This is a genomic window from Sphingomonas sp. DMC8 (genome assembly GCF_056314185.1).
Genome location: NZ_JBQUYV010000002.1, coordinates 264,394 through 288,077, shown reverse-complemented (window position 1 = coordinate 288,077; position 23,684 = coordinate 264,394). Strand labels below are relative to the sequence as shown.

The following is a 23,684-nucleotide window of genomic DNA, read 5'->3' as shown; positions in this document are numbered from 1 at the left end:
TGGCAATGGACAGGCGGTGAGCAAGAACCAGGGCAATATCTCCGGTCAGCCGTCGCAGCGCCGTGCGCAGATCGGCGTCGAAGTGGCGGCGCGGCTGGACGCCAATCCGAACGTCAAGCGGGCCAAGGTCGATCTGGCGCAGATCTATACCTATCCCGACTTCCTGACCGATGCCGAATGCGACACGCTGATCGCGCTGATCGATTCGAATTCGCGCCCCTCAACCCTGCTCGCCACCACCGACGATCCCGAATATCGCACCAGCGACAGTTCGGACCTCTATCGCTGGTCCGACGAGGTGAAGGCAATCGACGACCGCATCGCCCATCTGCTCGGCATCCCGCCCGAACATGCGGAAACGATGCAGGGGCAGCGCTATGCGCCCAACCAGCAATTCCGCGCACATTGCGACTATTTCCACGAACATAGCGGCTATTGGCAGCAGATGCTGGAAACCGGCGGCCAGCGCACCTGGACGGCGATGGCGTTCCTGAACGATGTCGAGGAAGGCGGCGCCACCTGGTTCCCGCGCGCCGGCATCCGCTTCAAACCGAAGCGGCGGACGCTGGTAATCTGGAACAATATGAGCGCCGACGGCAGCCCCAACTACGACACGCTGCACGAAGGCACGCGTGTGGTGGAAGGCACCAAATACATCATCACCAAGTGGTTCCGGGAGGAAGCCTGGATCAAGGCGCCGATCACCACCTATCGCTCCGGCGTAGTCGACACGGACGCCGACGCCGATTGACGCGGGGCCCTGCCCCGCGCACATCCGGACCATGTCTTCAGCCCTGAATGTTCACCGCTCGATCCTGGGCCAGCCGTGGCGCTGGCGCGGGCTGGCGGCGGATGCCCGCGATCCGAATTTCGCGCCCGACGATCTCGTCACCCAGTTGTTGCTCACCCGCGGCGTAGAACGCGACGATCTGGAACGGCACCGCACTCCCAGCATCCGCGCCTTCATGCCGGACCCGTCGATCTTCCGCGACATGGACAAGGCGGCCGAACGGCTCGCAGACGCGGTGGTCGAGCGCCAGCAGATTGCTGTGTTCGGCGACTATGACGTTGATGGCGCCACCTCTGCCGCACTGCTGATCCTGTTGCTGCGCGATCTGGGCATCGAGGCACGACCCTATATCCCCGACCGGCTGATGGAAGGCTATGGTCCCTCGGGCGAGGCGCTGGTGCGGTTGAAGGCCGAGGGGGCCGATCTGATCATAACCGTCGATTGCGGCGCCCAGGCGTTCGAGGCGCTCGAGATGGCTCGGGCCGCAGATGCGGACGTGATCGTCGTCGACCATCACAAATGCGCAACAGAATTGCCGGTCGCCCATGCGCTGGTAAACCCGAACCGGCTGGATGAGGATGAAGGCGCCGCGCACGGTCACCTCGCAGCCGTCGGGGTCGCCTTCCTGCTCGGCGCGGCACTGGTCCGCACACTTCGCGCCCGCGGCTATTTCGCCAGCCGGGCGGAACCGCGCCTGCTCGATTTGCTCGACATTGTTGCTCTCGGCACCGTCGCCGATGTCGCGGCGCTGAAGGGCCTCAACCGCGCCTTTGTCGCCCAGGGGCTGAAGGTGATGGCGGGGCGACGCAATATCGGCCTCAACGCGCTGATCGAAGCCTCGCGCCTCACCCGCGCGCCGACCTGTACCGACCTCGGCTTTGCGCTGGGGCCCAGGATCAATGCCGGCGGCCGCGTCGGGCGCTCCGACCTAGGCGTACGGCTGCTTACCACCCGCGACCCGGCCGAGGCGCGTGCAATCGCCGAGGAGCTCAGCCAGCTCAACGAGGAACGCCGCGCGATCGAGGCGGAGGTGCAGGCCGCCGCCGAACAGATGTGTCTGATGGGCGGCGACCGTGCCGTCGCGCTGGTCGCGGGCGACGGCTGGCACCCGGGTGTTATCGGCATCGTTGCCGGACGCCTGAAGGAACGGCTGGGCCGCCCGGCCATCGTGATCGCACTGGGGGAAGACGGCATCGGCAAAGGGTCAGGCCGCTCGATCCCCGGCGTCGATCTGGGCGCGGCCGTGCTGGCGGCGAAGGATGCCGGACTGCTGATCGCCGGCGGCGGCCACGCCATGGCATGCGGCGTTACCGTGGCGGCAGAACAGGTCGAGGCGCTTGCAGCCTTTCTGGAAGAGCGTTTGGCCGAGCGAATCACGCAGGCCCGCGGCGAACGGGCGCTGCTGCTCGACGCCGTGGTGTCCGCAGCCGGGGTGAACCCGCAACTGGTGCAGGCGATGGAAGCCGGCGGTCCCTATGGCATGGGCTGGCCTGCCCCCAGGATCGCTGCGGGCCCGGTGCGAATCATCAAGGCCGATCTGGTCGGCACCGGCGGCCATGTCCGCGCCATCGTGGCGGGCGAAGACGGCCGCGCAATCAAGGCGGTAGCATTCCGCCAGGCCGGCACCGAACTCGGCCAGGCGCTGCTCTCCACCCCTTCCCACAGGCGGCTGTGGCTGGCCGGACGCGCCAAGATCGACGACTGGGGAAGCCGCCCTGCAGCAGAATTGCACATCGAAGATGCCGCATGGGCAGATTGAGTGCTTGACCGCAGCCGAAACATCTCCTAACCGGCCGCTCCACGCAGTTGCATGGCCCCTTCGTCTAGCGGTTAGGACGCGGCCCTTTCACGGCTGAAACACGGGTTCGATTCCCGTAGGGGTCACCAAGTCTTTTCAAAGACTTAGGCGACGTTGCTACCAACGTTTCTGGCGATTTCTCTAAAATTTCTCTAATAAAGGTTCCGGGATTTCCGGGGACTGCCTCGGAAACGTGCTCAGCTCCGCGACCGCCGGGAATCAGAGCGCAATCCCAGCGGAGGGATTTGCGGTTCCTTCGTGCGCTTCAGCCTCGGTCATCAGTTGCTCGTAGCCGCGCAGAAAAATCTCATCGGCATGATGCTCAACAATGTCGAAAATCTGCTGCCAGACCGCGGCGAGCTCCGGAAAGCGCTGGCGCGCTGCCTCAGGGCCCGATGTCTCAGCAAGCAACTGAAGGAATTTCTCGAGGATTTCGGCTTTGCCCTCTACCTCGCCTTGGTACTTTCCCGCGCCGGCCATATAGCCGGCCCATCGGACCGGGCGCAGTTGCTCCGCCAGGGTGAGCGCTTCGCGTCCGAGATAAAGCTCAATCCCCGCAGCGCTACCGTTCACATCGACAGTGGCAGCTCCGGAGGGGCCGATGGTGGGGTACTGCCGCGCGAGATCGGTATCGGGTAGATGGGTGAGGAGGAAATTGCCGGGGAGCTTTAGCGCCATTGCCTGCACGTATGCCAGCAGACCGGCCGTGTCGTTATCGAAGACCGCTACCATCCGAGCGGTCATCCGGGCGCCGGCGAATGCCTTAAGAAATTTTACAAGGTACGCCGTTCCGCCGTCGACGCTAAACTCCGCGTGGTCGAAGAAGGAGAAATAGTCGACTAGCGCCGGATGCATCGTGGTCAGAGCACTGCGGAGAACGCGCAGATCGGTGCTGCCCTCGCCAAGGATGATGGTAGGGCCCAGCGAATCCGAACTGAATGGAATCCGCTTCCGCGCATCTTCGCAGATTTTCGTTTGCTCATCGTAATAGCCGGCATCGACCAGTTCACCGACATCAAGCCTGACTATCTCGACATCAGGGCAGGCCTCAAGCAGCGCGCGCAGCCCCACCAGGGACCCGTAACCCTCGAAGAAGAGAAAGCTGTCACCGTAATCGTAGAAGTGCCGCTCGAACCCGTCCCGTGGGCTCTCCACATCAAACTGGTAGCGGGTGTGTAGCGCCTCACAGGCGAGCCGTTTCCATTCGCCGAAGTCCAGCGCCATCAACGCGTCATAGGTCTGTTGCGCGCTCTCTCGGCTGCTATCAGACCAAGTCTGCGCATAGTGCCGCCAGTCTCCGCGCTGCCGTTCTAGCCAATGGATGAAGCTGGCCTGCATCGCCCATTCGCTCGCACCAAGCAGCGTCAGTCTCCGCAGCAACGTCGCGCGATCTGTGCGATATTCGATAATCCGGCGCGGAGGATCATCCGGCTCGGCATCCTCATCCGCCTGCAACTCCTCGTGACGATCGCTCTCTTGGAACAGCACCGCCCATTCTTCGGGAACATAAGATTTGGCGTCACAAATGCTCAGCGCATCAAAATGAAGTCCGCAGCTGCTTCCCATAGGCTCCAACCGTGCGGCAAGCATCAGCAATGATCAACCTATGTTCTCCGGCCGCGTCGGGATCAGATCGGCAGCGCCAGCTGATCCGTATCCACATCGGGCTCGGCGTGGTGCAATCGATCGACGATCGCGCGTGCCAGCTCCTCAGCGGCTTCCTCGCGCAATCGGTCATTCGGCATGGTGATGCCGACGCGCGCCCAACCTGGCGCATCGAGGATGGCGGAGGAGATGGCGGCGCGCGAGGCTTCGGGGGCGAATCGTTCCATGCTGCAGGAATGGCACAAAACAAGAACATGTGAAATGAGGGTCTCGCTCTGGACCCTCCCGGGATGCGATGAGTTGAGGCCGCTACTCGGACAGCAGATCCCGATCTACAATCCGCCTACGTACCGTTTCCCGCAAACTGGCGACGATGATCAGCGTGCTCCGGCGGTCCTTCGCGATCTGGATTTCACCGCAAGCGATCAGCTCGTAGATCCTCGATCGGCTTAGCCCGGTCATGGCGACGGCGGTGGGGATACGAACGCTGATCGGCTCGATCGAACCACTGGCGGTGCATTCCTCGTCCAGCTTGGGAGCGCCCATGGCAGTCACTTTCCACCAGACCGGGCTTTCGCAAAGGCCCGGTCGCTGTCGAGGAAGGAGGTCAACATGGATGGGATCAGGTCGGCGACCGCCTCTTCCTGACCATAGGCCTCCTTGTAAAGCGCTACGTATCGCGTGAGATCGGCGAAGAGCTGGGGGGTCACCTGGATGCTGATCTTCACCGGGGTGCGGTCGGGAAGCCGCGGAAGACGTAGGTCGGCCATCGCCATTACTCCATCCAGGGTTTGAGGATCAGGTCGTGATGCACCAGCAGCCGGACGGGTGCGCCGGGGCGAATGGTGATCGTCGGTTGAACTTGCAGATTCCGCGAGGTGAGCTGATCGCCAGCGCGCGAGACGCTTTGCTGGGTCGACTGCCTGACGGCCTGAACGAGATCGCTCTCGCCGGTGAACTGCAGTTCCGAACCGACGCCCAGTAGGGTCGATAGCACGACGCCCTTGAGCAGCGCCCAGGTATGGAAATCGACCTTGTCGGCCAGCCCGGCATAGCCAGAGGGATCGGCGGCCGGCGCGTTGTTCAGGCGGAGGGAGCTGCCGTCGGGGAAAAGAATCCGCTGCCATACGACGAGCGCCCGCCGTTGCCCGAACGCGACCACGCTGTCGTATGTGCCGATGAGCCGGGCACCTTGGGGGATCAGCAGGATGCCGCCGGTCGCGCTGTCGAAGACGCGTTCGGTCACCTGCGCGGTCACGAGGCCCGGCAGGTCCGACCTCAGCCCAGTAATCAGGCTCGCCGAGATCACGCTACCCGCGGACAAGGTGAACGGTGATGGCCGGGGCGTTACCGTATGCGGGTTGATGTCGCCCGCCTTGTCGGTGGCGCTAACAAAATCGGCTTTGCGCGCCTGACCGTTGGGATCGCGCTCGCCATCGATCGCGACCTTGGCGGCCTGATCGCCAGATACCGTCGATCCCGGCGTCGGACTTGCTGGCATCGCTCCGCCCTGCACCTGCTGGCCAGCGGTCTGGATCAGCAATCCGGATTCACGCGCCGCCTTGAGTTCCGCGGCGCGGCGTTGGCGGGCGTCCGTCGCGGCCTGCTGCGCTGTCGATACCGGCGGAACCGGCGGCATCCCCTCGCCGGCAAGCTGGCGCTGACGATCGAGGATGGGCTTGCCCAGATCGCCCGGCAGGGGCGGCCCCAGCTTCGGCACCGAACCGTAGCTCGCTGGGAGCGCGCCCAGTGTATCGGTCGGCGCCTTGGCCGCGAGGTTCTTGTCCTCGCCGTCCGCGGCGAGATGCAGCGCCCGAGGCTCGAGCGCGAACCAGGCGGTGCCGACGACACCGGCCGCAGCGATCGCGGCGAGCGATACGATCACGCCGCGCTTGAAGCGGATCGCGCGTCCGGGTCGGGCGCGCAGCACCAGGGTCTCGGGATCAACCTTCGGCGACGACAAGGGAGCGGCGCCGTCTTGCGCCTCGGGGTTTTCCGCGGTCACGACGCCTTCCCCTTCGCCCGGCCGCGGCGCCCGGCTTGGTCGATGCGGGTAAGCCGGACGATCTCCTGGCGCTTCGCGCCGAGGCGGAGCTCGGCAACGTCGAAAATCCTGTCGACCACATAATAGCGTCCGCGCAGGCGGTAGTTGACCAGCTGCGCCTCGCCCTTCGCGCCGACGAGGAACAGCGGCGGCGCTTCGCCGACCGCCAGGCTGGCAGGAAACTCGATATAGGTCTGCCTGCCGTCGTCGAACGCGCGCAACGGCCGCCATCGCGGCGTATCGCCGGAGATGGTGTAGTTGAAATGGAGCTGGTCGACGTCGAGCCCAGCCGCCACCGGCGCGGCGGCGGCCGCAGCTTCCTCGGATCGCTTGATCGCCAGCAACGCATCCTGCGGATAGGTCCAGCTCAGCGCCGACATGCCGACGCTCCGCACGCTGGCCAGCGCGACATGATAGGTGCGCCGATCGGTGGTGATGACGAGATTGGTGGAGAGACCCGCGGCAAAGGGCTTCACAAGGATATGGACGCGCTTGCCGGCCCCTGTTCCGCTAGTGGTATCGCCGATCACCCAGCGGGCGGTGTCGCCGCTCGCCACCGCACCCAGCACCTCACCCGGCTCGAGCGCGATGTCGGTCACGCGTTCGGGTGTGGTGTAGACTTGATAGATCGCGCCTTCGGCATAGGGCATGACCGCGGCGGCATTGAGAAAGGCCGGCGGCGATGGCTCGAGTGTGGCGGCGCGGTTTGCCGCGGCGATCGTCGACGTCGTCCGACGGACGCCATCTGCGTCGCGTGAACTCTGCGCAAAGGCGCTGGCGGGCACGATCAGCGCAATCGCCGTCGAAGACAGCGTAGACAAGATGCTGGGGCGTTTCATTGCCGGTTCTCCGGATTGGTGGGGATCGGGCGCGCGGAGGCAGCGCTATCAGGGGTGGCGGCGATCGGAATTTCGGGGCCAGGTGGTACCGCACGCGGCGGTGCCGGCGGCGCCGGATTGGCCGCGGGCTCGATCTCGCGGCTCCAGTCGATCGCATCGACATAGAGGCCGAGCGGGTTCTTCCGCAGTACCTCCGCCGAGGTGGGCGGCCTGAGCTTGACGGTCAGGATCCCGGTCCAGTGCGAGGTTCCCGTCTGCGCGCGCCGGTCGAAAGCGGTCTCGATCCATTTCACCTGAAACGACTGATCCGAGGCGCGAACCACGCTGGTGACCTGGACCGACACCGTCTTCTGGCCAATTGCGCCGAACGGGTTCGCCGATCGCGCATAGTCGCCGAGGAAAACCGCGCCGCGCTGGGTGGCGAAATCATAGGCCGATAGCCAGTCGCGCCGCATCAGCACCGGATCGAGCGAGACTGATCGCACCTTCTCGATGAAGCGGGCCAGATGCCAAGCGATCTGGGGGTCGGTGGGATGATAGCCGGCCTCGGCTTCGCTGATCGCGCGTGCCTCGCCGAGCCGGTCGACCTCCACGACATAGGGCGTCACGCGGCTCTGCAGCGACTGCCATATCAGCGCGCCCGACATGGCCGTGGTGAGCGCAAGCCCGCCAAACGCCATCAGCCGCCAATTGCGCGCCTGGACCCGCGCCGATCCAATCCGCTCATCCCAGAGCTGACCGGCACGATGAAAGGGCGTGTCGGGTTCAGGGGTCCGCCCGTAACGCTGGACGCTTCGCTTGAAGGGCATCGCTCAGTCCTCCTTTTCCTTGATGTCGGGTGTTGCGGACGCACCGCCGCGATCGCCCTCGCGGAGCGTATGGGCGACGACCTGGCGATGATGGCGCGCGTCCTGCTGGCGGCGCAGCGCCTCCGCCCAGGCCGGCTGTTGCTCGGTCGCCTGGCCGGATCCGCTGGCGGCGGGCGCCTGACGGTTGGTGAGTGCGTCAAAGGCGGCCTGGCGGCCCGAAGCTGCGGCCTCGCCGATGCCGAAAGCGCCGGCGGCGCGATTGCGCAACGCACTGCCCGCCGCGCTCGCGACGCCTTTGAGGCCCGCGCCGATGCTGGTGGAGCCCGCGCCCTCCTGACCGAGCTTATAGGCAGTCGATGCGGCAGAGCCCATCGCCGTGCCGGCGCGGACGGCGCCCAGAGCTGCTCCTCCGATGGAACGCCCACCGGCAAGGGCGGCACCACCGCCCAACGCAGCGATACCGGCAGCACCGAGCGCCGTTCCCGCGACCGCGCCGGCGCCGAGCTGCGGCGCGCCGGATACCAGGCCGGTCGCGATGCCCGGTCCGAAGATGCCGAGCCCGAATAAGGTGAGCGCGGCGAGCGCCAGGCTCATCGCCTTGCCGATGTCGGGTTCCTGTCCTTGCAGCGAGCCGACGAAATCGTTGAAATAGTTCGAGCCGATTCCGACGATGACGGCGAGCACCATCACCTTGATGCCGGAGCTGACGACGCTGCCCAATACGCGCTCGGCGAGGAAGCTGGTGCGGTTCCACAAGGCGAACGGCACCAGTACGAAGCCGGCAAGCGTGGTCAGCTTGAACTCGAGGATGGTAATGAACAGCTGGATCGCGAGGATGAAGAAGGAGAGGATCACCAGCGCCCAGGCGAAGAGCAGCACCGCGATCGTCAGGAAGTTGGAGAAGAAGGTGGTGAAGCCGAGCAGCTGCGAGACCTGATCGAGCAGCGGCCAGGCGGCCGAGAAGCCCGTGCCGGCAAGCCTGCCTGGTTTGAGCAGATCATCGGCCGAGATCGTGCCGCCGCCCGCGGTCAGTCCCGCCGCGGCGAACGAGTTGAAGACAATGGTCGCGAGCGTCGAGAAGCTGTTGAGGATGAAGGCGAAGGCGCCGACATAGAGGATCTTCTTGAGGAAGCGCCCCATCACATCCTGTTCGCCGCCCAGCGCCCAGAACAGGCCGGCCAGCGTGACGTCGATACCGATCAGCGTCGCCGCCAGGAAATGGACGTCGCCGCCCAACAGGCCGAACCCGCTGTCGATGTAGCGAATGAACGCCTGCATGAACTGGTCGATGACGTTGAGGTCGGTCATGGTCGTTCCCTGTCGGTGGGAAGAAGTCCCGCGGGGCGCGCTCGGGGAGCGGGGGACGCGCCCCGCGGGGTGGCGGCGGACCGGGGGCGATGCCCGCCGTCACGCTCGGACGGGAGGCCCCTAGCGAGGGTGGTAGGCCGTGCCGTCGCCGAGGAACTTCCGGGTAGCTGCCTGCGCCTCGGCCTCCGCCTGGGCGCGGCGGGACGCTTCGAGCGTCTCGGCCCGGTACTGTGCCGCCATCATGTTCTGGATCTGGAACTGCTGCTTGGCGGTGAGAGCGAGCAATTGGTTGGTGGCCTGCTGCGCCTGGAGGCCGCCCTCGGCGCCCTGGCTCTTCGCCACGATCGCGGCGAGCGCCTGTGCGTCGGCAGCGACATTGCCGACGACCTGCGCCTGCACCTGCATCGTCTGGTTGAACGCGGCGACCGAGGTATCGAGGCGCGCCCTGGCGCCGACGACTAGATCGTTGGTGGTCAGTGCCTGGTTGAAGCTCTGCGGAAACAGCCGCCGGAATTCGCTGTCGACCTGATCGACCCGGAAGCTGATCCCCTGCGCCTGGCCCATCAGCCCGTCGATCTGCTGGAGCGTTTGGGTCAGCGCCTGCAGTTCCGGAAAGTCGATCCGGGTCAGGTTCTTCGCCTGGTTGATCAGCATCGTCGCTTCGTTCTGGAGCGACTGGATCTGGTTGTTGATTTGGGTGAGCGTCCGCGCCGCAGTGAGCAGATTCTGCGAATAGTTCGACGGATCGAACACCGTGATCTGCGCCGACGCCGGCGACACGTACAGGGCCATGCCGAGCGAACCGGCAGACCCGAGCGCCAGCGCGGTCGCGACGAGATATTTCGAGAGGTGTCGGCGGAGGTTTCGCTGGGACATGGGGGTTCTCCTTTCGGCTAGAGGGTCAGCGAACCGGGGGAATGAAGTCGCCGAGCAGCGCAGCCGCCCAGGCGAGGTCGCGCGCGGCGAGGAATTCGGCGGCGAAGGCGCCCGCGCCATGCTCAGCGAGCAGGGCGTCGATCTGCTGCTGGCTGGCCGGATCGGAGGCGCCGCAGAGGGCAAGAGCGATCGGCCCCAGGCCTAGCTCGAACAGGCGATTTCCGCGGGCGGACTGGAGATAATAATGCCGCTTGGGCGTCGCCCGGGCGACGAGCTCGATCTGCCGCGCGTTGAGGCCGAAGCGCTGATAGGCGGCCTGGCTCTGCGGCTCGATCGCGCGGTCGTTGGGAAGCAGGATGCGCTGCGGACAACTCTCGATAATTGCAGGCGCGATGCTGCTGTCGGCGATATCCGCCAGGCTCTGGGTCGCGAACAGCACCGCTACGTTCTTCTTGCGAAGCGTCTTCAGCCATTCCCGGATGCGTGCGGCGAACAGCGGATGGTCGAGGAATATCCAGGCCTCGTCGAGGACCAGTAACGTCGGGCGACCGTCGAAGCGCTCCTCGAGCCGGTGGAACAGATAGGTCAGGACCGGCGCGACCACGCCGGACTGCGCCATCAGCGCCTCGGTCTCGAAGCACTGGATATCGGAAAGCGCGAGCGCCTGTTCGGCCGCGTCGAGCAGCCGGCCATAGGGTCCATCGAGCGTATAGGCGGTCAGCGCCGTCCGCAGCGCGTTCGACTGGAGCAACAGCGTGAGCCCTGTCAGCGTCCGCTCCTCGACCGGTGCCGAGGCGAGCGAGCCCAGCGCCGACCAGACCGCTTCCTTCACCTCCGGGGTGACGAGCACCTTCTCGTGCGCGAGCAGCGCCGCAATCCACTCCGCCGCCCAGCTACGCTCCTCGGTATCGCCGATATTTTGCAGCGGCTGGAAGGCGAGCCCGCTTCCCCCCTCCTGCCCCGCGCCGCTTCCCAAGCCGAGAGCGTGATGCGCACCGCCCATGGCGAGCACCGCGGCACGCGCGGAGAAGCCCTTGTCGAAGATGTAGATCTGAGCGTCCGGGTAACGGCGGAACTGCAAGGCGATCAGCGCCAGCAGCACCGACTTGCCCGCGCCGGTCGGGCCGACCACCAGCATATGGCCGACGTCGCCGACATGGGTCGACAGGCGGAACGGCGTCGACCCCGCGGTCTGGGCGACCAGCAGCGGCGGCCCGCCGAGATGGGCATTGGTGGCCGGACCTGCCCAGATCGCCGAGAGCGGCATCAGATGGGCGAGGTTGAGGGTGTGGACCAGCGGCTGGCGGACATTGGCATAGGCATGGCCGGGCAGCGACGACAACCATGCCTCGACTGCGTTGACGCCTTCGCGCACGCAGGTGAAGCCGAGGCCGTTGACGATCCGCTCGACCGCGCGGACCTTCGCGTCGGCGCGGGCACGGTCCACGTCCGCAACGGTGATCGTGACGGTCAAATAGCCGAACGCGACATGATCGGCGCCGAGCGCCTGCAGCGCCTGGTCGGCATCGACGACCTTGTTGTCCGCGTCGCTGTCGAGCAGCTGCGCCGGCTGGTTGTACATCACCTCGCGCAGCATCGCGGTGATCGACTTGCGCTTGTTGAACCATTGGCGCCGGATTTTCGTCAGCGCCTGGGTCGCATCGGTCTTGTCCAGTGCGATGAAACGCGTGACCCAGCGATAGCCGAAGTCCGACGCGTTGAGCGCATCGAGGATTCCAGGCCGGCTCATATTGGGGAAGCCGAGCACCGTGACGGTGCGCAGATGCCGGTCGCCGAGCTTCGGCTCGAGGCCGCCGACCAGCGGCGTGTCGGCGAGCAGCCCGTCAAGATACATCGGCGTCTCGGGTACCGCGACCGGATGGTGGCGGGTCGAGACGCGACCGTGGAGATAGGCGAGCGTCTCCTCGGAGGACAGACCGCGCACCTCGGGCATGAAGCCCGCGAAGAGATCGAGCACACGGTCCGTCTCGGCGACGAAACCGGCCAGCGCCGTGCGCCAGTCGCGGCCGCCGGCGTCTTCGCTGCGCTCGACCAGCGAACGGCCGGCGGCGTCGCTCGCGTCGGCCGGCGGCAGGAAGGTGAGCGTCAGATGATAGCGGCTCTCGTAATGCGCGCCCTCTGCTTCGAACGCGGCGCGACGCTCCTCGTCGACCAGCCAGGAAGCGGCATCGGGGAAGGTACTCGCCGGATAGCCGAGCGCCTCGACACGCTCGGCCTCGAAGAACAAGGCCCAGCCCGATCCGAACCGCTTGAGCACATTGTTGGCGCGGGCGCAGGCACCGACCAGTTCGGCCTCGGTCGCGCTTTCCAGATCCGGCCCGCGGAAGCAGAGCGTGCGCTGAAAGCTGCCGTCCTTGTTGAGCACCACGCCCGGTGCCACCAGCGCTGCCCAAGGGAGATGATCGGCGAGCCGGTCGGCGCGCTGGCGATATTCGCGCAAGCTCAGCATGCGAGATAACTCCTCTGACGGAGGTGGCGGAGAAGGACGGGCGCGAAGTCCGGGTCGCGGCGTGCCGCGAATACCGCGACGCTGTGCCCGACCGCCCAGAGGACCAGGCCGACCAGCCATTGCTGAAGGCCGAGCCCGACCGCCGCGGCGATCGTGCCATTGACGATCGCCAGCCCGCGCGGCGCACCGCCCAGCAGGATGGGCTGTCCGAGGCTGCCATGGATCGGGGCCTCGAACCCTTCGATGTGATGGCCGGCGGGCGTCGACATCAGACCAGCGCCCCGCCGCCAAAGCTGAAGAAGCTCAGGAAGAAGGAGGAGGCGGCGAACGCGATCGACAGGCCGAACACGATCTGGATGAGCCGGCGGAAGCCGCCCGAGGTCTCGCCGAAGGCGAGCGTCAGGCCGGTGGTGATGATCACCATCACCGCGATGATCTTGGCGACCGGCCCCTGGACAGATTCGAGCACCTGCTGGAGCGGCTGCTCCCAGGGCATGCCCGAGCCGCTCGCGAAGGCCGGCGCGGAAACGGCGAGTGCCAGCCCGAAAGCGAGCGCGGCCAGGGGAAGCAGAGGACGGCAAGGCACGGACAGGCGCATGATCAATCTCCTTGAGGTGCGCGGGTGAAATCGAGCGGGAGGTCGAGGAAGGCGTAGTTGCCATCGGGATCGAGGCCAGCGACCCGCGCGAGCGTGTCCACACGACGCGCCGAACCCCGGCCGGCGATGAACACGACCAGGTCGATCGCATCGGCGATCAGCCGGCGCGGTACGGTGACCACCGCTTCCTGGATCAGCTGCTCGATGCGCAGCAGCGCGGAGGCCGCGCTGTTGGCATGGACGGTCGCGATGCCGCCGGGGTGGCCGGTGTTCCAGGCCTTGAGCATGTCGAGGGCCTCGCCGCCGCGCACCTCGCCGACGATGATGCGGTCGGGGCGAAGGCGCAGTGTCGAGCGGACGAGGTCGGCCATGGTGACGTGGCCGGCGCGGGTGCGCAACGCGACGGTATCGGGCGCCGGGGACTGCAGCTCGCGCGTGTCCTCGATCAGGATCACCCGCTCATCGAGATGCGCCATCTCGGCGAGCAGCGCGTTCGCCAGCGTCGTCTTGCCCGAGCTGGTCCCGCCGGCGACGAGGATATTGCGACGTTCGACCACCGCCAGCGACAGCAGGCGCGCGACGTCGGCCGACATGATCCCGTCGGCGACATAGTCGAGCAGCGTGTAGATGCGGGTCGCGGGCTTGCGAATCGAGAAGCAGGGCGCGACGCTGACCGGGGGCAGCACGCCCTCGAACCGCTCCCCTGCCCCGCCTCCATGCGGCGGCAGTTCGGCCGAGACGATCGGCGAGGCAGCATGGACTTCGGTGCGTGCGTGACTGGCGACGAGCCGGATGATCCGCTCGACCTGGTCCGGATCGAAACGGGTGCCGGTATCGGTCCTTCCCTCGCCCAGCCGGTCGAGCCGCAGCGCGCCGTCCGGATTGATCATCACCTCGAGCACCAGCGGGTCAGCCAGCGCAGCGGCGATCATCGGTCCCATTGCGGTGCGCAGCATCGCGCGGCGCCGGCTTTCCGATACGGTATCAGCGCCGGCGCTCACGACCGTGCCTCCACCGGCTCGATCGGACCGAGGGTACGCTTGCCGCTGGCGAGTTGGCGTCCGACCTGCCCGACGAACTTCTCGAACCGGTCGAGCCCGACCGCGAGCGCGGCGCTGTCGGCCTCCGGCAAGGGGGCCGTCACTAACAGCTGATAGCGAACGAACAGCGCCAGGCTCTCGAGCACCACGTCGATGTCGCGGCGGACCAGGCCTATCTCGCGCGACATGCGGTCGAGCCGAACCTTGAGGAGGTCGTCGACCTCCTTCGAACCGCGCCGCGCGAGCCACGCGGCAACGGCATCGTTGACCAGCCTCGACTTGTTGGCGCCGGGACCGGCGGCGAGCGCTTCGAGCGCGTCGCTTAGCTCGCGGTCGATATAGAGGTTCTGGCGGACCTTCATCGCTCACAGCCCCGGGATGAGGTCGCCGTGTCCGGCGCCCTCGTTGATGCCGAAGCCGCGGACCGCCGGGGTCAGGTTGCGCGCCTGATCCATGGCACGCTGGTCCGCAGCGACATTGTCCTCATCGTCGAGCGCGACCTGTCCTGTGGCGTCGACCTCGGCCGGGCGCGCCGCCGCCTCTTGGGCGAGACCGGGATGACGCTGCTGCTGCATCCCGCCATCTTCCTCGCCGCCGTCCAGATCGGCGGCGCGCTCGAGCCTGACATCGGGCAGCCGCGCGAACCGGCCCCAATCGTTGGACCGCTGGCGCGGACGGTCCCCATAGACGCCCTCGCCCAGAACCGGTGCCGGCATCACCCGCCCGCTGAAATTGCGGTCCTCGAAATAGCGCAGCTTGGTGGCGCGGATCGGCGCAAGCCCCGAGACCAGCACCAGCTCATCGGTCGCCGGTAGCTGCATCACCTCACCAGGGGTCAGCAGCGCGCGCGCAGTCTCCTGGCGGCTGACCATGACATGGGCGAGCCAGGGGGCGAGCCGATGCCCGGCGTAGTTGCGCATCGCTCTCTGCTCGGTCGCGGTGCCGAGCGCGTCGGAAATTCGCTTGGCGGTACGCTCGTCATTGGTCGCGAAGGCGACGCGGACATGGCAGTTGTCGAGGATCGAGTTGTGCTCGCCATAGGCCTTCTCGATCTGGTTGAGGCTCTGGGCGATCAGGAAGGCGCGGATGCCGTAGCCAGCCATGAAGGCGAGACTGGTCTCGAAGAAGTCGAGGCGCCCGAGTGCCGGGAACTCGTCGAGCATCATCAGCAGCTGGTGCCGGCGCGGCGCGGTGCCGGCCCGCTCGAGCCGCTCGGTTAGGCGGCGGCCGATCTGGTTGAGCACCAGGCGGACCAGCGGCTTTGTCCGGCTGATGTCCGATGGCGGGATGACGAGGTAGAGCGAGACCGGCCGCTCGCCCTCGATCAGGTCGGCGATCCGCCAGTCGCAGCGCGAGGTGACCTCGGCGACGGTCGGGTCGCGGTAAAGGCCGAGGAACGACATCGCGGTGGACAGCACGCCCGAACGCTCGTTTTCGCTCTTGTTGAGCAGCTCGCGCGCGGCCGAGGCGACGACCGGATGGACCCGCGGCGCCTCCGGCGTGCCGAGATGGTTGGTCGACATCATCCGCTTGAGCGTCGCGACGAAGCTGCGCTGCGGATCGGACAGGAAGGTCGCGACGCGGGCGAGCGTCTTCTCCTCCTCCGCATAGAGGATGTGAAGGATGGCGCCGACCAGCAGCGAATGGCTGGTCTTCTCCCAGTGATTACGGCGTTCGAGCGCGCCCTCGGGATCGACCAGGATGTCGGCGATGTTCTGGACATCGCGCACTTCGTCGGCGCCGCGGCGAACCTCGAGCAGCGGATTGTATCGCGCCGAGCGCGCGTCGGTCGGATTGAACAACAGGCAGTGCGAGAAGCGCGACCGCCACCCGGCGGTCAGCGTCCAGTTCTCGCCCTTGATGTCGTGAACCACCGTCGAGCCGGTCCACGAAAGCAACGTCGGCACGACCAGGCCGACGCCCTTGCCCGAGCGGGTCGGCGCGAAAGCCATGACATGCTCCGGACCGTCGTGCCGGAGATACTGGCCGCCGAGCCGGCCGAGCAGCACGCCCCGGTCGCGGTGCAGCCCTGCCCGCTCGATCTCGTTGGGCCTTGCCCAGCGTGCCGAGCCATAGGTGGTGACGTTGCTGCGCTGGCGGGCGCGCCATAGCGACCCGGCGATCGCCGCGCCGCAGCCGAGAAAGCCCGACGCACCGGCGAGCATCCCCGCCTTGTCGAAGACGTGCGGCGCATAGGCGTCGTAATGATACCACCAGGAGAACAGCGCCCAGGGCCGGTAGACGGGAACCTGACCGACGATCAGCCAGGGCTGGCCAAGTTCGGGCTGATAGGCCAGCATCGCCGCCGCCCATTGCGTCGCAGCCCACAGCCCCGCGATCACAAGTCCGAAGACGATGAGGATCTGTCCGATCAGCAGCTTGGTGGGGGTCACGAAAAGGCTCCCGCCGGGGGAAATCCCGACGGGCAATGACTCTTCCAACCGAGCCGGAAATCACATGGTGCCCAGCGGCGCTGTAGAGCTTGTTGCGGCCATCTCGGCGATCCGACCAGGCGAGACTCGGCTCGCCCAGATCAGTGCGCGGGCGTTGGCGGGATCAGCGGCGGCATGGTGTGCGACGCCCGGACCGGCGCCGTGCTGGGGATGGTCACGAGCGCCTGACAACCGCGGAAGGAGTCAGCCTCCCCGATCACCTATGCGATTCCAAGGAAGGTGCTACGTCCCTTTTGGGACGCGATGAGCTTCGACGCTACCGATGGGACGCGCTCGAGATAGGCTCGGATGACCACGGCGACTTGTATTCACCGGCCGTTTCGCCCAAATTGCAGGCATGGCAACGCCCCCCGAAACCGTAGCGCCCAAGAAGCCCAAAGCCGTTGTGCTTGGCCGCAGCGCCGCGACGGGACGAGTCGTGCTGGCACCGGCCGTCACCAAGAAGGGGACGGTATCCGTGCAGCGCATCGAGGCCGCGGTCAAATCCGCGCTGTCCAAGAAGAAGTAAGCTTCGATGGCGGTTGAGGCGTCGGTGGACGACGTCTTCATCAATTGTCCGTTCGACGATGAGTTCGCGCCAAGCTTTCGTGCGCTCCTGTTCGCGATCATGTCATGCGGCTTCCGTCCGCGCTCCGCACGCGAGCTCGACGATGGCGGCCAGACTCGTATCGACAAGATCTACGGTCTGATCGAGGCGTGCCGGTACGGCATCCATGATCTTTCCAGAACCGAGCTGGACGCCGTCAACAACCTGCCGCGCTTCAACATGCCGCTCGAACTAGGGCTGTTCCTCGGAGCGAAACGCTTTGGCAACAAGACGCAGAAGCTGAAACGGGTGCTGATCCTCGATGTGGAGCAGCACCGCTATCAGCGGTTCATCTCGGATCTGGCCGGCATGGACATCCACGGGCATGGCGGCGATCCGATGCGCGCGCTCCGCGAAACGCGCGACTGGCTCGCCAACGTGTCCCGCCGCGAACTGCCGAGCGCAGAACGGGTGCAGAGAATCTATCAGGCCTTTCTTGAATCGCTGCCGGAGATCGCAGCGGCACTCGAATTCGACCCCGATCATATCCCGTACGTGGATTTCGAGCGCATTGCCGGGCAGTGGCTGATCTCGGCGCCAGAAGCGGTCGCGGAATGACGCGATGGGCCGCCGCCAGACCTATGTTTCCTGGTTTCGCACCAAAATCCGCGAAGCGCTGACGGACGATCGACCCGATATCCCAAGCGAGGATGCGGAAGCGGAGTTCGCCAAGCGGCGCACGATTTCGACTATACAGAGGCAGAAGCGGGTCTGGCCGGAAGCGTCCGACGCCTAAGCTTATTATGCCGCCGCGTGTAACTGCTCGAGGCGCTCGCGAGAGACCTGCTCGACAATGTTGCGCAACGACCGCACGCACGCCAGGATCGCGTTCAGTTCCTCGACCGTGATCTCGTAGGCGCTGGAATAGCGGGCCTCGACATAGGCGCGCTTGAGCAGCTGGAAGCGCCTGCGGTCGATGCGGGTGTCGCGCGGCCAGGCCTCGATCAGCCGGGGCTCGTTGTCCTCGGCGAGCGAGCGCAGGAACTTGATGTTGTGCGAGCGTGGGAAATAGAGGGTCCGCACCAGCAGGAAGCAGATGTACGCACGTTCGGTGGCTTGGTGGAGCGTGAAGGCAGAGTCCTTGAACTTGCCCTTCCCCATGTAGAATTCGGCACCCATCAGCGAGGTGTCGATCTTATCGATCCATTCTTCGTAATAGGCCTTCGCCATCTGGTAGGCATCGGCTTGCGTGAGCGGCATCGGCGTTGCCAGCGGATGGCAAGGCAGCTCGTATAGGACGATCCCGTCCCGGGCGATGTCGACCCAGAAATACTCGCCACGCTTGAGCGACTGGTTCACCTCGTCGAGCGAATGGACGATGATGTTGACCGGCCGCGCGATCGCCGCGTCGCGCAGGATGCGATCCTCCGCGACGTACCAGTAATGAGCAATGTCGGTCAGGTCGTCGTGGTTGACGATCACCAGCAGGTCGAAATCGGATTGATAGCCGTTCTCGGGTTCGTCGACCCAATCCTGTCGCGCATAGGATCCGAACAGGATGATTTTGAGGATCTTGCCATTCTTGCGGCTCGGCGTCGTTGCCCTGGAGATCGCTTCGGCAAACTCTTCCATCAGGACGCGCTGGACCCGCTCCAGCTCACCGCGTTGCACCTCAGGCAGATGGTCCAGATCGTTCTTCATCAAGGGAATCTTCGGCGAGCGCGGGCGGAATGGCAAGCGGGTTGGCACAACAAGCATTTCAGCGATAGGAAGAGCGCGTTCGGCGGCGTCGGATGGCCCTCACGGGCGTGCGTCTCAAGCGCAATTCTCAACTTCCGGGGCCGCCGGACACCCCAGCCGGGTCGCGCGAACGCGGTGGCGACTTTTGGGCCGATTGCGGCTAGTCAGCTTTTGGAAATCGAGGATCGCCAAGCGGACGCGCGTAAGCCACCTAAGTTTTGAACAGCGGGCTCGGCTTGGCCTTCGATACGACCAGCAGGAGTGATGTCGTCGCGCGGCTGAGCGCGACGTAAAGCTTCGCACGCGCCGCCTTGGTGTCCCCGAAATTCGCCCGGTCGCAGGGCAATAACATCACGTTGTCGAACTCGAGGCCCTTGGCCTTGTGGATCGTGCTAATCGCCTTAGCCGGGAGCTTCGGTCGCGCATGGGTCCGGCGGCGAGCGATCTCTGCAAAGCCGTCATCGGGGTCGTCGTATCGCCCAAGCTGGATCGCCTCGGCGAACTCGCGACCATGATCGAACTTCACATCGGAGAATGCCGGTTCGTTGGCGACGAGCCCGCGTAGATAGTCGAGCGCACGCGCGACCCCCCGGTGGTCCGGCGTCTCGACGATATGCCGTGCCATTGCCTGCAAATGGTGTGGCTTCCCGCTACAGGGTTTCGCGCATCCCTGCTGCGCCTCTGCTACGAACCGGTTGCCGAACGCGGTCGGTGAGAAGCCGGTGGCGACGCTGCCCATGAACGTGACCGTACTCTGTGCCAGCCCGGCGGCATTTCCCTGCTGGTTGCGAGCATCGGCGACCAGGCCGCTGAGACCGTCGCGAACATGCCCCTCCCAGATTGGCATGCGCCGGTTGAAGAAGGCCCGCAGCGCCATAACGCGATCATTGTGCCCGGTAAGGACGAGCATGGATTGAAGGTTCGCGCGTGCGTATATCGGCTGGCTCAGATTGCCCGCCACCCTGAACCCCATATTCTGCTGGGCGACATTGTCGGCGTAGTGAACGGTCAGGCCGGCCGGCAAGGCGCCGGTCAGGTCGATCTGGCCTCCGTCACGAAGTGCCGCCCGCACCTCCAGGATCCAAGCCCCCAGCGCCGGTTGCGCATTCGCCCAGCGGTGCGGGGTATCGAGCTCCTCGAAGCGATCGGCCGCGTTCTTCAGATCCGCCCAACGCTGCTCCGCTGCAGCCGTCTCGGCCGCCGTGCCGGTGAAGATCATCTGCATCGGATCGGCGAATACCCGGAGCATCGACCCTGCCTTGTGCAGGCTCATGACGACGGTATGTCGGTCGGCGCAGGCATCCTGATGCTCGTCGCAGATGATGATCGGATAACGCCGCGCGACGCACGATGCGATCATGGGATATCGAGCCAGCAGCCGCGCCGTGCGATCGGCGAGGACGGCATAGCCATTCGGATCGCGGCGCGCCCAGGCCCCGACATCGGCGGGCAGGCCGAGCGCCTGGTGATAGGCGCTGGCGATTTCGATGATCAGCCCGTCGATCGTGCGGATCTCAACCCGCCGGCTGAGCCCGCGGGTCCGCTCGGCGAAGACGTCGCACGCCGCATTCGTATGCGTGACGATGAGGAGCCGCCCTTCTCCCAGGCGGGGTGCCACGTCACGGGCATAGCTCGCGCCCTGATAGGTCTTGCCACACCCGCCCGGCGCTTCGACCACGACCAGCGGCGCGGCCGACCGTAAGGCTTCCGCGACCGTGGCGTCACTCATCAGTTGACCGTCTGCACCGTGGCGAGGCCGACCGCGGTTCGCACCGCATTGACGAACGGGAGCAACTGCGGCGACAAGTTCGGCCAGAGCCCGAGCGCAAACATTTTTTCCGCAAGCTCAGCGCCACCGGCGGTCGATTTGAACCAGCGCTGGCCGTGCTTCTTCCATTCCTTCTTCTGGTCGTTCGGGGCGTCGGGATCGGCGGGCGGGCTGCCACAAGCCGCCCCAACGATCAGTTGGCGGACATCGTCGGTCGCGGCGAGGATGGCCGCGAGCGATTTGTCCTGAATGCCAAGCCGATCCGCGAGAGTCCTAAGGCGCTCGCCGGCGTCGCCCTCGGGATCGGTAATGAAGGCTTCGATCTGATCGTCGCCGAGGTGCGGGACGACGTTGGTTTCGAGACAGCCAATGGGCCAGCGCATGAGGAGTTCGCCCAGCTTATCCTTGACCTGTTGCCACAAGCCCTCTTGGGTCCCTTCATTGTCGGCAAAGCCAGCGACCGCCAGTCCGCTCGCCGCTAGGCCACGCAAAACCGTCAGGGCTTCGGAATTGCTGCCCCCGTCGCTCACCCGGATGCCGTGCCGCCGGATGTCCTCGCCGATCGATCGCGTTAGCAAGGTCGTCACGAACCCGACCTCGGTTGCGCCCTCGGCGATCACTGCAAGCCGCGCGAGGAAGGTTTCGGGATCGCGCTTCTGCTGGGCCGCAACCGAGGCGGGCAAGCTGCCGACCTTGCCGCCGGCATCGACATACCAAAGCGCGGCACCGACCGCGGCGTTGACCGCGGGCGCGCTATGGGTGGTGACGAACACCTGGGACGGGTTCGCGATCAGCTCTTCCATCAGGATGCGCTGGCGATAGGATTCGAGTCCCCGTTCGATTTCATCGACGACGATGATCGGATGGTCGACCTGATGCAGGGCGGCGACCTCGAACGCCGCCAGCCGGCGTGTTCCCGCACCCCAGCTGGAGAGCGGCAGTTTCGTCCCGTCCTTGGTCGCCATGAGGCCGATCAGGGCATTCAGGGAAAATCCCGGCCCGCCGACCAGGCCAAGGCCGAGCTGGCTCGGGAGCAGCCGGAAGACAAATCGCTCATTGAGTGTGGCCAGCGCCGCTTTTGCCTCCACCTTGAGCTCGCCATCGACGTCGGTTTCGCCGAGCTTATCCGCGAGCCGCGAGCGCAGCGTCCGATCGCTCAGCAATCGGTCCAGCGCAGATCCCTGCAGCAGGCGCAGGTCGCGATCGTTGCGATCATCGCCGCTCAACCGCACCACGCCGATATTGCGGCGGACCGACACGGGGAAATGGTCGAAACTCTCGTCGGGCTGGCAGATTTCATGCTGGAGATCGAAATCGGTCGTGCCGCAGACCCGCACGCAGAACACCGGATCGTGCGGTTGCCCGTCATTGGCCTCGAGATCGGGCAGTTTGGCCCCGTCCCCACCCCATTCCCACGGCCAGACCGACTTACGCTGCTCGACGATACCGCAGGACAGCGGTAGCGCCATGACAGCCGAAATCTCGAACCCATCTTCGTGACGGCGCTGCCAATAATCGGCGTCCGACAAGGTCGTCGCATTGGTCGGGTTCAAGAGCAAAGCGATCGCTTCGAGGATCGTCGTCTTGCCGACATCGCCGCCGCCAAGCAGGACATTGACGCCCTTGGCGGGAAGCCAGGTCAGGTCTTCGATTCCCCTGAATCGCTTGATGCTCAGAAGCCGGATATAGGGCGCCTCGTCGGCGGGTTGCTGCGCATCTTCTGGCATAACGCTAAATTACGGCTCGGCGAGACGCTGGTCCAGCAACAGTTTGGTTCAAACGGACTAGGACCGATCATCCTCCTCGCCGAACTCCTGCGGCTGGATGAGCGGCCAAGGCGCCGATCGAAACGTCATGAGCGCCGCCGCGCCGAATGCCGGCTCGACCTGCGTTGCCCAGGCGATCAGCCCACGAACGTGATGGTAGAGGCTCGACGTCCCGGTCTTGCGAGCGAGCGCATGTTTGGCCGGCCCGTGATCCGGCGAAGTCAGATAATAGAGATGAAGCCGGATATTGTCCTTGAATTCGCGCGACAGGCGCGGTGTCGGACCATCGACCAGCAAGCCGAGGATAACCCGACGGGTACCGGGTCCGCGGATGACGGTCTTCCGGTGATTTGGACGGAAGCCCGCCTCATTCAGAATGCGGCAGACCTCGCGCTGCAGGCCGCGCATCTCGGCGATAGTGCGGGGCTTGTCCGACGAGAAGGCAAGATCATCGGCGTAGCGCGAATAGCGAAAACCACGGGCCTCAGCGAGCGCCGCTAGAAACGTATCGGTCCGAACCATGGCGAGATTGGCGAGCATGGGACTGGTCGGGGCCCCTTGCGGCAGGAAACCTTCGAAATTGCTCTGATAGAATGTGATGGGTCCGGGATGCGGCGCTGGATTGCGCCCCGGCCCGCGATCGAGGCCGATGGTGCACAGCCGCGCGAACTCGAATGCCAACAACCTGGGGAACCCGAGGCTCGAGAAGATCGCCGAGACCCGCCCTTCGCTGACGGAATGGAAGAAGTCCTCGATGTCGACCTTGAGCAACCACTGCGTATCGGGATGCTGCTCGGCCGCGAGAACCGGCGACGAGTCGGGATGAAAGGCGAAACTCGCCGGATGGGGCTCGACGTAGCGCAGGACATTATCGACCAGCCAGCGCTGGGCGGCTGCCAGACTTGGTGGCGGAATGGAGATCATCCGCATCGACGATCGGCCGGGAATGCGCTTGCGCAAGTAGACGAAGCGGTATCCGATGTGCGCGCGGCGAGCGACGGTCCGACGCAGGAACAAATAAGGGAGGCCGGTCACGACCGAGAAATGGCGCAGCGTCAGCACCGGCGTGATTCGCGGATCGGTTTCACGGATCCGGGCAAAAGCGGCGAGCGCGTTATCGACCGTAACCTTGGCGACTGCTTGCCGCCGACCGCCGGACAGATAGCGTTGAGGGCTCGGCGCTGGCATCTACTTCGGCCCACCGGGGTGGGTGGGACAGCAAGTCTCGTCCAAGACTCCGCCAGCCGAGACTTG

Annotated in this window: 24 protein-coding genes and 1 tRNA gene; 6 read left to right on the top strand and 19 right to left on the bottom strand. The window is 65.7% G+C overall.

Annotated elements, in window-relative coordinates:
- Nucleotides 1-16: 16 nt before the first annotated feature.
- The 3 genes from ACT53K_RS05365 (at nt 17) to ACT53K_RS05355 (ending at nt 2,677) form a co-directional block, all read left to right on the top strand.
- Nucleotides 17-751 carry a 2OG-Fe(II) oxygenase gene (locus tag ACT53K_RS05365; protein WP_476227525.1) on the top strand — a complete coding sequence of 245 codons (735 nt, stop codon included), beginning with the start codon at nt 17-19 and terminating at the stop codon, nt 749-751.
- A gap of 31 nt (nt 752-782) precedes the next feature.
- On the top strand, nt 783-2,549 hold the full coding sequence (gene recJ, locus ACT53K_RS05360) for a single-stranded-DNA-specific exonuclease RecJ (RefSeq protein ID WP_476227524.1): 1,767 nt from the start codon (nt 783-785) through the stop codon (nt 2,547-2,549).
- Nucleotides 2,550-2,602: 53 nt separating this feature from the next.
- A tRNA-Glu gene (locus ACT53K_RS05355) sits at nt 2,603-2,677 on the top strand.
- A gap of 130 nt (nt 2,678-2,807) precedes the next feature.
- On the opposite strand, the gene ACT53K_RS05350 is transcribed toward ACT53K_RS05355, so the two are convergent.
- From ACT53K_RS05350 to ACT53K_RS05280, 15 genes are all read right to left on the bottom strand, one after another.
- Entirely contained in the window at nt 2,808-4,178 is a 1,371-nt protein-coding gene (locus ACT53K_RS05350; protein WP_476227976.1) for a HEPN/Toprim-associated domain-containing protein, read from the bottom strand.
- A gap of 38 nt (nt 4,179-4,216) precedes the next feature.
- Nucleotides 4,217-4,420: a DUF6771 family protein gene (locus ACT53K_RS05345; RefSeq protein ID WP_476227523.1), complete on the bottom strand. Its 204-nt coding sequence runs from the start codon at nt 4,418-4,420 to the stop codon at nt 4,217-4,219.
- A gap of 82 nt (nt 4,421-4,502) precedes the next feature.
- Entirely contained in the window at nt 4,503-4,739 is a 237-nt protein-coding gene (locus ACT53K_RS05340; protein ID WP_476227522.1) for a hypothetical protein, read from the bottom strand.
- 5 nt (nt 4,740-4,744) lie between these two features.
- Nucleotides 4,745-4,969, bottom strand: a complete 225-nt coding sequence (locus ACT53K_RS05335; RefSeq protein ID WP_476227521.1) for a DUF2274 domain-containing protein — start codon at nt 4,967-4,969, stop codon at nt 4,745-4,747.
- Nucleotides 4,969-6,198, bottom strand: coding sequence for a TraB/TrbI/VirB10 family type IV secretion system protein (locus ACT53K_RS05330; protein WP_476227520.1), 1,230 nt, complete (start codon nt 6,196-6,198; stop codon nt 4,969-4,971). Before ACT53K_RS05330 ends, ACT53K_RS05335 begins: the two co-directional genes overlap by 1 nt.
- Complete coding sequence (trbG, locus tag ACT53K_RS05325; protein WP_476227519.1) at nt 6,195-7,076, bottom strand: P-type conjugative transfer protein TrbG; 882 nt, start codon at nt 7,074-7,076, stop codon at nt 6,195-6,197. The genes ACT53K_RS05330 and trbG overlap by 4 nt, the downstream gene beginning before the upstream one ends.
- A complete protein-coding gene (gene trbF / locus ACT53K_RS05320) occupies nt 7,073-7,885 on the bottom strand; it encodes a conjugal transfer protein TrbF (RefSeq protein WP_476227518.1) in 813 nt (270 codons plus the stop codon). The genes trbG and trbF overlap by 4 nt, the downstream gene beginning before the upstream one ends.
- 3 nt (nt 7,886-7,888) lie before the next feature.
- On the bottom strand, nt 7,889-9,193 hold the full coding sequence (gene trbL / locus ACT53K_RS05315) for a P-type conjugative transfer protein TrbL (protein WP_476227517.1): 1,305 nt from the start codon (nt 9,191-9,193) through the stop codon (nt 7,889-7,891).
- A gap of 120 nt (nt 9,194-9,313) precedes the next feature.
- Complete coding sequence (trbJ, locus tag ACT53K_RS05310; protein WP_476227516.1) at nt 9,314-10,069, bottom strand: P-type conjugative transfer protein TrbJ; 756 nt, start codon at nt 10,067-10,069, stop codon at nt 9,314-9,316.
- 25 nt (nt 10,070-10,094) lie between these two features.
- Entirely contained in the window at nt 10,095-12,539 is a 2,445-nt protein-coding gene (gene trbE, locus ACT53K_RS05305; protein WP_476227515.1) for a conjugal transfer protein TrbE, read from the bottom strand.
- Entirely contained in the window at nt 12,533-12,808 is a 276-nt protein-coding gene (locus ACT53K_RS05300) for a VirB3 family type IV secretion system protein (protein ID WP_476227514.1), read from the bottom strand. Before ACT53K_RS05300 ends, trbE begins: the two co-directional genes overlap by 7 nt.
- Complete coding sequence (locus ACT53K_RS05295) at nt 12,808-13,137, bottom strand: TrbC/VirB2 family type IV secretion system protein (RefSeq protein ID WP_476227513.1); 330 nt, start codon at nt 13,135-13,137, stop codon at nt 12,808-12,810. Before ACT53K_RS05295 ends, ACT53K_RS05300 begins: the two co-directional genes overlap by 1 nt.
- A gap of 2 nt (nt 13,138-13,139) precedes the next feature.
- Nucleotides 13,140-14,093, bottom strand: coding sequence for a P-type conjugative transfer ATPase TrbB (gene trbB / locus ACT53K_RS05290; RefSeq protein WP_476227975.1), 954 nt, complete (start codon nt 14,091-14,093; stop codon nt 13,140-13,142).
- Between the two features lie 41 nt (nt 14,094-14,134).
- Nucleotides 14,135-14,539, bottom strand: a complete 405-nt coding sequence (locus ACT53K_RS05285) for a CopG family transcriptional regulator (protein ID WP_476227512.1) — start codon at nt 14,537-14,539, stop codon at nt 14,135-14,137.
- 3 nt (nt 14,540-14,542) lie between these two features.
- A complete protein-coding gene (locus tag ACT53K_RS05280) occupies nt 14,543-16,570 on the bottom strand; it encodes a conjugal transfer protein TraG (protein ID WP_476227511.1) in 2,028 nt (675 codons plus the stop codon).
- A gap of 397 nt (nt 16,571-16,967) precedes the next feature.
- Here ACT53K_RS05280 and ACT53K_RS05275 point away from each other — a divergent pair, with 397 nt between their 5' ends.
- The 3 genes from ACT53K_RS05275 to ACT53K_RS05265 are packed head-to-tail and all read left to right on the top strand — an operon-like array spanning nt 16,968 to nt 17,952.
- Nucleotides 16,968-17,138, top strand: a complete 171-nt coding sequence (locus ACT53K_RS05275; RefSeq protein WP_476227510.1) for a hypothetical protein — start codon at nt 16,968-16,970, stop codon at nt 17,136-17,138.
- Between the two features lie 6 nt (nt 17,139-17,144).
- Complete coding sequence (locus ACT53K_RS05270; RefSeq protein WP_476227509.1) at nt 17,145-17,774, top strand: hypothetical protein; 630 nt, start codon at nt 17,145-17,147, stop codon at nt 17,772-17,774.
- 4 nt (nt 17,775-17,778) lie between these two features.
- Nucleotides 17,779-17,952, top strand: coding sequence for a hypothetical protein (locus ACT53K_RS05265; RefSeq protein WP_476227508.1), 174 nt, complete (start codon nt 17,779-17,781; stop codon nt 17,950-17,952).
- A gap of 5 nt (nt 17,953-17,957) precedes the next feature.
- On the opposite strand, the gene ACT53K_RS05260 is transcribed toward ACT53K_RS05265, so the two are convergent.
- The 4 genes from ACT53K_RS05260 to ACT53K_RS05245 all read right to left on the bottom strand — a co-directional run bounded on the left by ACT53K_RS05260 (nt 17,958) and on the right by ACT53K_RS05245 (nt 23,618).
- A complete protein-coding gene (locus ACT53K_RS05260) occupies nt 17,958-18,857 on the bottom strand; it encodes a HEPN domain-containing protein (RefSeq protein WP_476227507.1) in 900 nt (299 codons plus the stop codon).
- Nucleotides 18,858-19,107: 250 nt separating this feature from the next.
- Nucleotides 19,108-20,625 (bottom strand): ATP-dependent helicase, encoded by a 1,518-nt coding sequence (locus ACT53K_RS05255; RefSeq protein ID WP_476227506.1) that lies wholly within the window; start codon nt 20,623-20,625, stop codon nt 19,108-19,110.
- Entirely contained in the window at nt 20,625-22,193 is a 1,569-nt protein-coding gene (locus tag ACT53K_RS05250) for an ATP-dependent nuclease (protein ID WP_476227505.1), read from the bottom strand. The genes ACT53K_RS05255 and ACT53K_RS05250 overlap by 1 nt, the downstream gene beginning before the upstream one ends.
- Nucleotides 22,194-22,448: 255 nt before the next feature.
- Nucleotides 22,449-23,618, bottom strand: coding sequence for a reverse transcriptase family protein (locus ACT53K_RS05245; RefSeq protein WP_476227504.1), 1,170 nt, complete (start codon nt 23,616-23,618; stop codon nt 22,449-22,451).
- Nucleotides 23,619-23,684: the final 66 nt, after the last annotated feature.